The organism is Pseudomonas sp. SWRI50 (assembly GCF_014269095.1).
Taxonomy (GTDB): domain Bacteria; phylum Pseudomonadota; class Gammaproteobacteria; order Pseudomonadales; family Pseudomonadaceae; genus Aquipseudomonas; species Aquipseudomonas kermanshahensis.
Genome location: NZ_JABWRW010000026.1, coordinates 14,803 through 25,826 on the forward strand (window position 1 = coordinate 14,803; position 11,024 = coordinate 25,826).

Annotated in this window: 8 protein-coding genes; all 8 read right to left on the reverse strand. The window is 64.5% G+C overall.

What is annotated here, in order from left to right; all coding sequences use genetic code 11:
* Positions 1 to 284 precede the first annotated feature (284 nt).
* Complete coding sequence (locus HU750_RS22305; RefSeq protein ID WP_186682410.1) at positions 285 to 2,033, reverse strand: acyl-CoA dehydrogenase family protein; 1,749 nt, start codon at positions 2,031 to 2,033, stop codon at positions 285 to 287.
* A 13-nt stretch (positions 2,034 to 2,046) separates the two neighbouring features.
* The gene (locus HU750_RS22310; protein WP_186682412.1) at positions 2,047 to 3,294 is read right to left on the reverse strand and encodes a thiolase family protein; all 1,248 of its coding nucleotides are present in this window, start codon (positions 3,292 to 3,294) and stop codon (positions 2,047 to 2,049) included.
* Complete coding sequence (locus HU750_RS22315) at positions 3,291 to 5,150, reverse strand: feruloyl-CoA synthase (protein WP_186682414.1); 1,860 nt, start codon at positions 5,148 to 5,150, stop codon at positions 3,291 to 3,293. Before HU750_RS22315 ends, HU750_RS22310 begins: the two co-directional genes overlap by 4 nt.
* A gap of 80 nt (positions 5,151 to 5,230) precedes the next feature.
* Complete coding sequence (locus HU750_RS22320) at positions 5,231 to 6,679, reverse strand: aldehyde dehydrogenase (RefSeq protein ID WP_186682416.1); 1,449 nt, start codon at positions 6,677 to 6,679, stop codon at positions 5,231 to 5,233.
* 47 nt (positions 6,680 to 6,726) lie between these two features.
* Positions 6,727 to 7,557 (reverse strand): p-hydroxycinnamoyl CoA hydratase/lyase, encoded by an 831-nt coding sequence (locus tag HU750_RS22325; RefSeq protein WP_027596364.1) that lies wholly within the window; start codon positions 7,555 to 7,557, stop codon positions 6,727 to 6,729.
* Positions 7,558 to 7,646: 89 nt separating this feature from the next.
* On the reverse strand, positions 7,647 to 8,186 hold the full coding sequence (locus HU750_RS22330) for a DUF3237 domain-containing protein (RefSeq protein WP_033694340.1): 540 nt from the start codon (positions 8,184 to 8,186) through the stop codon (positions 7,647 to 7,649).
* Positions 8,183 to 9,415 carry a 3-(3-hydroxy-phenyl)propionate transporter MhpT gene (gene mhpT / locus HU750_RS22335; RefSeq protein ID WP_186682418.1) on the reverse strand — a complete coding sequence of 411 codons (1,233 nt, stop codon included), beginning with the start codon at positions 9,413 to 9,415 and terminating at the stop codon, positions 8,183 to 8,185. Before mhpT ends, HU750_RS22330 begins: the two co-directional genes overlap by 4 nt.
* A gap of 32 nt (positions 9,416 to 9,447) precedes the next feature.
* A complete protein-coding gene (locus HU750_RS22340) occupies positions 9,448 to 10,839 on the reverse strand; it encodes an alginate export family protein (RefSeq protein WP_186682420.1) in 1,392 nt (463 codons plus the stop codon).
* Between the last annotated feature and the right edge of the window lie 185 nt (positions 10,840 to 11,024).

Below are 11,024 nucleotides of genomic sequence, written 5' to 3' on the forward strand. Positions count from 1 at the left end.
ATAATGCACTCCACTGTGCGCTTCGCACACCCTTGAATGACACACCGGATGGTGATTATCGTCTACTGGTAAAAATGATAGGTTGACGCGAATCGACTATGAGCTGGACTCCGTATAAAGGTCCGAGAAACCCGCTCCCCCTGCCTCATCCTCCGGTCATGCGCGGTCTGGGTAGGAGCAGCCTTGTGCTGCGAAGAGGCCGGTGGCAGCCCTGAAGATTCCCGGTTTGGTCACGGGCCTCTTCGCAGCACAAGGCTGCTCCTACACTGAAATGCGTAAGCCTCTTACAGGTCATCCACAAACGGCAGCGGTAGTTCGGCCATTTGCAGGCACTGCAACCGGTACTCAAAACGCAACCACAGGTGGTCAAAGAAGTACGCCGCCGTCTGACGTTTGCGCCGGTAGAACGGTTGCTCCACTTGCATCAACGCCAAGCGTGCCGCCCGGGCCCAGGCATGGCCGAGCAACACCATCGCTAACGCTTGCAGGAAGTCACCCGCTGCCCGGTAGGCATATTCCCTGTCATCATGCCGCACAAGCCCACGCACCCAAGCGCGCAATCCGTCACTGGCTACGTGCAACTGCTGCGCCCAACGCCTGCCTTCGGCGTCACTCGCCAAGCCCGCATCTTCCAGCACGTGGTCGAGCAGCGATTCCAGCGCCTCGCCACGGTCGCCCAACACCTTGCGCACGAGCAGGTCGTTGGCCTGAATCTCGTTGGTGCCCTCGTAAATCATGGCCACGCGGCTGTCGCGCACGGTCTGCTCGATGCCCGATTCGGTGACGTACCCGTAACCGCCAAACACCTGCAACGCGTCACTGGCCAGCTGGAACCCTTGCTCGGTGAAAAAAGCTTTGACCACGGGCGTGAGCAAGCCGATGCGGGCCTCCAGGGTCTGACGGGCCGCCCCTTGCGACTGCTCGGCAAGGTCGAGCAGGTGGGCACTCCAATAGCCGATGGCGCGCATGCCTTCGGTCAGCGCCCGAGACTGCCATAACACCCGCCGCACGGCCGGGTGGAAGGCCACCGGGTCCGCTGCGGCAGCTGGAGCACCTTCAGGGCGCACCACCGCACGCATTTGCACACGCGCCTGTGCATAGGCCAAGGCACGCTGCCCGGCGCTTTCAGCATGGGCCAAGCCCTGCAGCCCCACGTAGGTGCGGGCACTGTTCATCATCACGAACAACGCAGCCAGGCCGCAATGGGGCTCGCCGATGAGCCAGCCTTGAGCCTGGTCGAAGCTGAGGCTGCAGGTAGCGCTGGCGGGAATGCCCATCTTGTGTTCGATGCCGGTGCAATGAACGCCGTTGGACTGGCTTTGCTCAGTTAACTTGGGAACCAGGAACAACGACAGACCACGGCTGCCTGCAGGCGCATCGGGCAGCCGGGCCAGCACCAGGTGCACGATATTGTCGGTGAGGTCGTGCTCGCCACCCGAAATGAATACTTTGTTGCCCGTCAGCCGAAAAGCCCCTGCTTCATCCACCCGCGCCTGCGTGCGTATCAGCCCCACATCGCTGCCGGCCTGGGGTTCGGTCAGGCACATGGTGGGCAGGCATTCACCGCTGACGATCTTGCCCAGCCAGGCCTGGCGCAGCTCGGCAGAGCCAAACGTGCGCAGGCACTCGTAGGCACCATGGGCGATGCCGCTGTACATGGCCCAGCCATGGTTACAGGCGTAGATCACTTCGTGCAGCGCCGCGCCGAGCAGCAGCGGCAGGCCCTGGCCGCCGTGCTCCACTGCGCAGGTCAAACCGGGCCAGCCGCCTTCCACGTAACGCTGGTAGGCCTGGCGGAAACCTTTCGGGGTGGTCACTTGGCCGGCGTGGAAGCTACAGCCTTCGCGGTCGCCACTCATGTTTAAAGGCAGCAACTGGTGTTCTGCAAAGCGCGCGCCCTCCTCCAGCAGTTGGTGAGCCAGCGCGCTGTCGACGCCGGCGAATCGCTCGGATTCAGCCCAGGCCGCAGGTGCTTGCAGCCAGTGATCGATCACGAAACGGATGTCTTGCAGCGGAGCGCGATAGGTAGACACGTGAACCTCCTTTTCAGGTCTTGGCCAGTGGGTTTTCCAACAGCAGGGCCATGCCCTGGCCACCGCCGACGCAGGCCGATACCACGCCATAGCGCTGGCCACTGGCGCGCAATTGCCGCGCAACGCTGATCACCAGGCGCAGGCCGGTTGCGGCCAGCGGGTGGCCAAGGGCGATAGCGCCGCCACAGGCATTCAGCCGTTCCGGCGCGATGCCCAACGACTGCTGCACCGCTACAATCTGCGCGCCCTGGGCTTCGTTGATTTCGAAGCAGGCGATGGCGTCCAGCGCCAGGCCTGCACGCTTCAGCAGCAAACGGATAGCCGGCACCGGGCCCAGCCCCATCACCTCAGGCGCGACGCCCACCACACTGCTGGCCCGCAACCAGGCCATAGGCGTGCGCCCAGCCAGCTGGTCTGCCGAACACATCAGCACCGCCGCTGCGCCATCCACCACCGCACAGCTATTGCCCGCGGTTTGCACCCCCTGCGGGTAAATCGGGGGCAGTTGCTGCAAACGCTCGAACGCGGTCGCGCGCGGATGGCTGTCTTCGGAGACGGCTTCAATGCCACGCGGCAGGCGAATGCCGCGTGGCTGCAAGCCGGGCCCTTCGAACACTTCATTGCCAACGCTGACGCACTCGTCGGCAAACCACCCTCGCGCCCGCGCAGCCATGGCCCGCGCGAAGCTCTGGGCCGCCCAGGCGTCTACGGCAGCCCGGGGGATGTGACAGTGCCGGGCGATGTTCTCAGCGGTCTGGATCATGCTGATGCCAACAGCGGGGTCGAACAGGGCTTCCCAGAGAAAGTCCTTGAAGCCGACTTCGCCGCCCAAGCGAAAACCGCCACGGTGGGTGTAGGCCACGATCGGATTGCGTGACATCGACTCCGCCGCCACACACAGCACCGTGCCCGCCTCCCCCGCCTGGATTTGCTCACCCGCCTGGCGCAGCAGTTCAAAACCGGTCGCGCAGATGCGTTGCACCATCAGCGCGGGTACTGCCTGGTCGACGCCACAGTACAGCCCGATATGCCGGGGTAGCATGTAGGCGTCGAAGTCAGCCTGGGCCATGGAGCCAGCCAATACGCTGTCGACAGCACGCCCCTCCAGCCCGGCGCGCTGCAACACTGCGCGGCCGGCCTTGATACCCAGGTCGGTCGGCGAGAGCAACCCGAATGCGCCATTGAGATCGACCCACGGCGTGCGGATACCATCGAGCAACGCGGTCGCCGCAAACGCGCGGAATTGCCCCCGGGCCGTCATGGCGCGTCTACACGTAACGGCCCCGACCCGGCGTACAGGCTGTCGATCAGGCCCTGGCGCAGTTGCAGGACCGCACGCTGGTTGATAGAGCCTTTGTCGGTGATCTCGCCGCGGTCGATGGACGGCGCTTCGTAGGCCAGGCCCGCGAACTGGATGAAGCTGGCGTTACCCGTGGCGCCTCGGTTGAGGCTGGCCAGCAGACTCGACAGCCAGTCCCGCACGGCAGGCGATGCCAGCACCTGGGCATCACTGGCCTGGTCGCCAAGCCCGGCCAACTGCCGGCACTCCGGCAACCGCGGGAAGATCAGCAAGCCCAGGCATTCGCGGTCAGGGCCCAGTACCACGACGTCCAGCACATATGGGGCACCCTGCAGGATCACCTGGGTGCGCATGGGCCCGACGCTGACGAACACCCCGGAGGACAACTTGAAGTCCTCGGCAATACGCCCGTCGAACATCAGCCCAAGCTGCGGGTTGTCGGGGTCGCACAGGCGCACGGCATCACCGCTGCGGTAGAACCCTTCTTCGTCGAACGCCGCTTCGGTTTGCTGGGATGAGCGCCAGTACCCCGGCATCACATGCGGCCCGCGAAACCTCGCTTCGAGTTTGCCGTCCACCGGCACCAGCTTGACCTCGCAGCCCGGGGCCGGCAGGCCAATGTAGCCTGCGACCGACAGCGGCCCCGTGGTGAACGTGCACGACGGCGAGGTCTCGGTCATGCCCAGCCCCGCCATCATGCGGATGCGTTCACCGCAATGGGCCACGGCCACCGCGTCAAGCCGGTCCCAGATGGCCTGTGACAACCCGGCGCCGGCAAAAAAGAACAGCTTCATGCGTTGGAAAAAGCGTTCGCACAGGCTGCTGTCCTGCTCCAGCGCCTTGACCAGTTCTTCCCAGCCCTTGGGCACGGTCAGGTACGCCGTGGGGGAAATGTCTTTGAGGTTACGCAGCGTCTGGGCAAAGCCTTGCGGCGTCGGCTTGCCATCGTCGATATACAGCGTGCCGCCGTTGTACAGCACGATGCCCACATTATGGCTGCCGCCAAAAGTGTGGTTCCACGGCAGCCAGTCGACCAGCACCGGCGGCACCTCGGCGAATTCCGGAAAGGTCTGCAACAGCATCTGCTGGTTGGCGCAGAGCATGCCCTGGGTGGTGACCACAGCCTTGGGCAGCTTGGTGGAGCCGGACGTGAACAGAAACTTGGCCAGGTTTTGTGGGCGCAACGCGGCAAACGCTTGGTCGGCGCAAGGGTGTGCGGCAGTGGCCAACACCTCGGCGAACGGCGTGCTCGCCCGGCCTGGCAGTTCGCCCTCGCCCAGCACCAGTGACACCGAGGGCTCGAACACCGCATCGATGGCTCTGCCATAGGCAGCGTCGGCCGCGAAGACCAGGCCCGGTTGGAGGGTCTGGACGATATGGCGCAGCTTGCCAAAATCCTGGGACAGCAGTGAATAGGCCGGCGATACCGGGCAATACGGGATGCCGGCATACAGTGCGGCCGAGGCCAGTTGCACATGCTCAAGGTCGTTGCCCGAGAGGATCACCAGCGGGCGTTCGGCGCTCAGGCCTTGATCCAGCAACCAGGTGGCGATGGATCGAACACGCTGCAACATGGTGGCGTAACTAATGTGCTGCCACTCGCCATCGGCACCACGGCGGGCAACGAACGTTTGCTCGCCGCGCTGTTCGGCCCAATGCAGCAAGCGCTCCATCAGCCGTGCCGGGTAAGCAGCAAGTGGTTCCACAGGGTTCAGGTAGAGGATGTCGCCTTGTTGGCGCACCTGTACCTGAGGCTGCCCGATCTTGACGGCGCGCAAGGGCGCACGCTGGGCAACGGAGAGGGTTTCGCAGACCATGAAGGCTACCTCTGCCTTAGTGCGCCCGAGGGCCGAGAGGCCCCCAAGTGCATTCGCTATTGTTGTTGTGAGTGCGTGGGTTAGATCGGGTAGTGCCGGGCGCCTTGCTGCACGGTGACCCAGCGCAGCTGGGTAAAGGCGTCGATCGCCGCCGTGCTGCCGAAGCTGCCGTAACCACTGGCCTTGACCCCGCCAAAAGGCATCTGCGCCTCGTCATGCACGGTCGGGCCATTGATGTGGCAGATGCCCGACTCCAGGCGCTGGGCAAGGGCCAGGGCGCGCTGGGTGTCACGGCTGAAAATCGCCGCGCTCAGGCCAAACTCGGAGTCGTTGGCCAGGGCCAGCAGCGCTTCGTCACCGCTGGCGCGCAGCACCACCGCGACGGGGCCGAACGACTCTTCGCGGTACAGCTTCATGTCGGCGTTGACCTGGTCGAGCAGCACCGGCTGCATAACGCTGCCCATGCGCTCACCACCCGCCACCAGGGTCGCGCCCTTGCTGAGGGCGTCATCAACCAGCGCCTGTATGCGCTCACCGGCCCCGGCATCGATCAATGAACCCAGCGGCGCATCGGTTTGCGCAGGGTCCGCTGCGCGCAAGCTGCGGACTTTTTCACCGAGCTTGGCGACGAAGGCATCGGCCACGGCCTGGTCGACGATCAGCCGCTCGGTGGACATGCAGATCTGGCCCTGGTTGAAGTAGGCGCCAAACGCTGCGGCATCCACCGCGGCATCCAGGTCGGCATCGGCCAGCACCAGGAACGGTGCCTTGCCGCCCAGTTCGAGCACCGCGGGCTTCAAGTGACGCGCCGCCAATTGCCCAACGATGCGCCCTACATGGGTAGACCCGGTGAAGTTCACCCGGCGCACCGCCGGGTGCGCGATCAGCCGCTCGACCACCGCCGGCGCATCGTGCGGGGCGTTGCTGATCACGTTGACCACGCCATCGCCCAAACCGGCCGCCTGCAACACCTGGCCGATCAGGCCATGCACCGCCGGGCTGGCTTCGGAGGCCTTGAGTACCACGGTGTTACCGCACGCCAGGGGCATGGCGATAGCGCGTGTGGCCAGAATCACCGGTGCATTCCACGGCGCGATGCCCAGCACCACGCCGCAAGGTTGGCGCAGGGCCATGGCAAAGCTGCCGGGCACGTCGGAGGGGATGACGCTGCCCTGGATCTGGGTAGTCATCGACGCCGCTTCACGCAGGATGTTGGCCGCCAGCATCACATTGAAACCGTACCAGTTGGCCTTGGCCCCCGTTTCCCCGGCCATGGCCAGGAATTCGTCACGCCGGGCGTCCAGCGCATCGGCCGCCTTCAGCAAGCGCGCGCGGCGCTCGCCTGGCCCCAGCGCAGCCCACGCGGGGAACGCCGCCTGGGCCGCTTCGACCGCCGCATCGGCGTCGGCCAGGGTGGCCGCAGCCACCACCGACACCACCTCGCCGCTGACCGGATGGCGACGCTCGAACGTGCCGCCGTCGCTGGCCGCACGGGCCTTACCGCCAATTAACAATGGCACCTCGAACATCGGGCATTCCTCTTTTCTGATTATTCGGGAATGAACGCCAAGATCACTCAGCGCTTGTAGGCTTGCAGGCCAGGCTTGATGCTCTTGTCGTCAAGGAACTGCTTCAAGCCCTGCGCACGCCCGTGCTCGGGGTCACGCAGTTGCGCCTGGTCGAGCTTGGCGTACAGGTAGTCTTCGTTCTGCTCCCAGGTCAACTCGCGGCAGCGCTTGAAGCCGTTTTTGGCGGCGCGCAGCACCACCGGGTTTTTGTCCAGCAGGTCCTGGGCCAGCAGTACCACTTCATCGCGCAGTTGCGCCAGCGGCACGCTTTTGTTGACCAGGCCCATTTGCGCGGCTTTCTGCCCGTCGAAGGTCTTGCCGGTCATGATGTAGTACAGCGATTCACGGTGGCCCACGGTGTCGGCCATGGCTTTGCTGACCAGGTTGCCCGGTGGGATGCCCCAGTTGATTTCAGACAGGCCGAAGGTGGCCTCATCGGCGCAGATGGCCAAGTCGCAAGCGACCAGCGGGCTGAAACCGCCGCCGAAGCACCAGCCGTTGACCATGGCGATGGTTGGCTTGCTGTAGAAGCGCAGCAGCTTCCACTGCCATTCCGAGGCATCGCGGCGGATGCGCTCTTGAAGAATTTCCGGGCCGGCGTCCACCTCGCGGAAGTACTCCTTGAGGTCCATGCCCGCGGTCCAGGCGCTGCCTTCGCCGGTCAAGACCAGCACACGGGCGTCGGCGTCCTGCTCGATGGTTTCCAGCACATCGCGCATTTCACGGTTGAGCGTCGGGCTCATGGCATTGCGCTTTTCAGGACGGTTGAAGCTGACCCAGGCGATGCCTTGCTCGACGGTAACTTTCACGGTCTGCCAGCGGTTGTCGTATTGGCCCATCACACACCTCTTGTACTGATTGTTTGTTGTGGCTGGCCGAACATTAGCCCGGCCATTTAGTTAAGTCAATTAACCATTAATAAAATTATCTATTTGACTTCGAAGGCGTCGTAGACGACGGCATTGCCCAGGCGCATGGCACTGCCAACGCCCACCGTGCGGTTGAGCCAGGCGTACTGAGGGGCCGAGGTTTCAAAGTGCATCGTGATGCGGAACTGGTACAGGCTGGGGTCGACATCCTCGCCGGCGGCGACTTTTTTCATCACCTCGGGCGGGCCGAAGCGATAGCCCTCGGTACGCAGGTAGATCAACGCACCGTCGTCGGTCTGCAGCAGGTAACGGGTGTCGATGATGGCGACGCCCTCGGGGGTGACCACCTGCCAGTCCGCGCCATTGTTGAGGATGGTGCCCTTGAGCCGGGGGCCCTCGAAATGCCCACCCGTGATGGGGATGATTCGCCGTTTGCCTTGTCCGCTGGTGGCGCCCAATTCCCAGATCGGTGCCACCAGGTCAACGCTGAAGCGCGCCAGCGGCTCGAGCTTGAGCGGCGGCGGTTCATAGCTCGCGGCCTGGGCCAGTGCGGCGCAGCTGCTCAAGCACAGGGCGATAAGCCCTTTACGCAGGCTCATGGCGCCACCCCTTGCGAAGCCGCAGCCTCGGTGGGCGTTGCACGCCGCCCCAGCAGCGCCATCGCCGCCACAGCCGCTACCACCAAGCCCGGCGAGGCCGCCAGCAACAAGCCCCCTACCCCGGCGCCAGCGGCAAGGATCTGCCCTGCCGCCAAGGGCCCGGCCATCGACCCCAGTCGGCCCACGGCCACCGACGCGCCCACCCCCGTGGCACGCACGTGTGTCGGGTACAGCGTGGGGGCCAGCGCGTACAGCACCAACTGGCCGCCGATGGCGCAATAGCCGGCGGTAAAACCGGCCAGCAGGATCAAACCGAAGGTGGTGGACAGGCCCAGGCCCGCCAGGGAGGCGAGCATGCCAGCGTAGGCGATCAACACCGCACGCCCAGCGTGCCCACGGTCCATCATGCGCCCGGTCAGGAATGACCCCGCCGCGCCGCCCAGGTTGAACAGGATCTGCACCGCGCCGGCCTGCGGCCGCGAATAGCCCTGGCCGATCAGCAGCGAGGGCAGCCAGTTCAGCAGCATGTACAGCACGGTCAAGGTGAAGAAGCATGCCAGCCACAGCAGCAGCGTGCGGCTCGCCCGGCCGGGGCCAAACAGTTGCGCTGCCAGCCCGTTCTGCGTGCCGCTGGCGGCAGCCTGGGCGCGAAACGCTTGGGACTCCGGCAGCCAGACCATCAGCACGAAGGCAATCGCAATCGGCGCAAAGCCGCCCACGTAGAACACCGTGCGCCAGCCCTCGCCCAGGCCCGCCATCCCAATCACCGAAGCGATGGCGCCACCCAGCGGCACGCCGCAGTAAGTCAGGCTGACCGCCGTGCTGCGCAGGCGCTCGTGGGCGGCTTCACTGGCCATGGCGATAAGGATCGGCAGCGCCGCGCCCAGCCCCAGCCCGGTCATCAGCCGCGCCACCAGCAGCGATGGGTAGTCCCAGGCATGCGCGGTGGCCAACGAGAACCCCCCGAACAGCAACACGGCCAGGATCAGGATGCGTTTACGCCCCATGCGGTCCGCCAGCCAGCCGCCGACGAAGGCGCCCGGCAATAAGCCGAGCAAGCCGGCACTGAACACCCAACCCAGCATGGCGGGGGTCAAGGCGAATTCCTTGGCCATGTGGGGCGCGGCAATGCCGGTGGCTTGCAGGTCGAGCCCTTCAAGCAGCGCGACGAGAAAACACAGGCCGATCGTCAGTACCGGCCGGTGCGATGGTGCGATTGAACCACTCATGTGCAGCCCTCTTGTTGTTATGCGAATAGGAGTCAGAGCCTGAAGGTCGCACGTACCGACACCAGCGAGGCGTCGTCGCCCCCGGCATCGCGGATTGCGGCGCCGATGTCGTAGTACTTCAGGTCCAGGTCGAGCGTCAGGTTAGGCGTCGCCAACCAGCGGGTATTGACGCGGTAGATGGTGCCCACGTGTCGGCCGGTGTCGCGGGTGTTGGCGAGGATGCTCATGCCGGGCATGTATACGCCGTCATGGGTGTTCTGCTTCCACACCTCGAAGATACCGGGTTCGAAACGCAGGGTGCGCCAGGGTGAAAAGCCAAAGGTCGGGCCAATGACGAGGATGTTGCTCAAGGTGGTCAGGCTGGCCTCGCCGTACACGCCGTTGCGCGGGTATAACGGGTCGAAGGTACCGACCTTGCCATCGCCCAGGTCGCCGTCACCGCTGGCCGCGTCCAGACGCATGGCCAGGCGTGGGGCCCAGGGGTGGTTGAAGGTGTAGCCGGTGTCGCTGGACACCGCCCAGGCACGAATGGAGGCGTTGCCCAAATGCCCATTTTGGCCGGCCAAGTCCCAACTCCAGTCCAGGGCCTGGAAGCGGCCGAACAGGCGGGTGCCGAACGTGTAGCGTTGTTCATCACCGGTTTCCCCCGCCAGGGCGCGGTCGTCGGTTTCCAGGCCAAAGGCGAACAAGTCGATGTTCCAGGCCTGGGTCAACGGCAGGGTGCCGTACAGGCCATAAAACTTGACCCCATTATTGCTGCCGTCATCCCAGCTGTCCTCGCCGGTCTTCACCGGCCGTACCGCAAAGGCATCGAGCTTACGCCCGTCCTTGAGGTTGAGGCTGGCGCGCAGGCCGTCGAAGGTCTGGCGGATGTTGGGGGAGTCGCGGTAGGTGACGAACACCTGGTTGCCGAACGCCATCTCCTGGCGGCCGACACGGGCCGTGTAGCGCCCGCCGTCAATGTCATGGTTCAGGTCGATAAAGGCCTGGCGCACTTCGTTGCGGCTTTCGTCGTTCGGTGAGTACAGGTCCTTGCCGAACGCGCGGGTGTTCTCGACTTGCACAAAGGCACGCAGCGCATCGTCGAACAGGTGCAGGTCGGCATGGGCTTGCAGGCGCTGCATCAGGTAGGAGTCGTCTTTGATCCCGCGCAGGCCGAAGAAGGGTTTGTCCAGTGAATCGGCGCGGTAGCGCGCTTCCGCGCCCAGTTGCAGCCATGCGCTTTCGGACAGGCGATGGTAACGCAGGCCATCGAAAGGATCGCGGGCTTTACCTGGGTCATCCAGAAAGCGGTAATCCTCGACCCAGCGCGGCGCGCCAGGCCGCCCTGGGCGGCTGTCTTCCAGGGGGCTCGCCGCTTGTGAAAGCTGGGCGATTGATAACAGCGCCAGGGACAGACATGCCCCCGTCAGCGGCTTCGTCATCAGAATATCCTTTCTTGTTGTTGTGAAAATGGATAACTCTGTTAACGATTATTTTGTTTAACGATGATGGCGTCAATAGCCGTCAGCGCTTATCGCATACAACGAGGCGCGATCACTGTTCGCTGATCGAACAGTTTTTAAACCCGCTATTTAGGCGGATTGCCTGGATGAACCCGGACAGAAGC

Coding starts and splice junctions, on each gene's coding strand:
- HU750_RS22340 (WP_186682420.1), bottom strand. CDS start 10,839: ATGACGAAGCCGCTGACGGGGGCATGTCTGTCCCTGGCGCTGTTATCA.
- HU750_RS22325 (WP_027596364.1), bottom strand. CDS start 7,557: ATGGGCCAATACGACAACCGCTGGCAGACCGTGAAAGTTACCGTCGAG.
- mhpT (WP_186682418.1), bottom strand. CDS start 9,415: ATGAGTGGTTCAATCGCACCATCGCACCGGCCGGTACTGACGATCGGC.
- HU750_RS22330 (WP_033694340.1), bottom strand. CDS start 8,186: ATGAGCCTGCGTAAAGGGCTTATCGCCCTGTGCTTGAGCAGCTGCGCC.
- HU750_RS22320 (WP_186682416.1), bottom strand. CDS start 6,679: ATGTTCGAGGTGCCATTGTTAATTGGCGGTAAGGCCCGTGCGGCCAGC.
- HU750_RS22310 (WP_186682412.1), bottom strand. CDS start 3,294: ATGACGGCCCGGGGGCAATTCCGCGCGTTTGCGGCGACCGCGTTGCTC.
- HU750_RS22315 (WP_186682414.1), bottom strand. CDS start 5,150: ATGGTCTGCGAAACCCTCTCCGTTGCCCAGCGTGCGCCCTTGCGCGCC.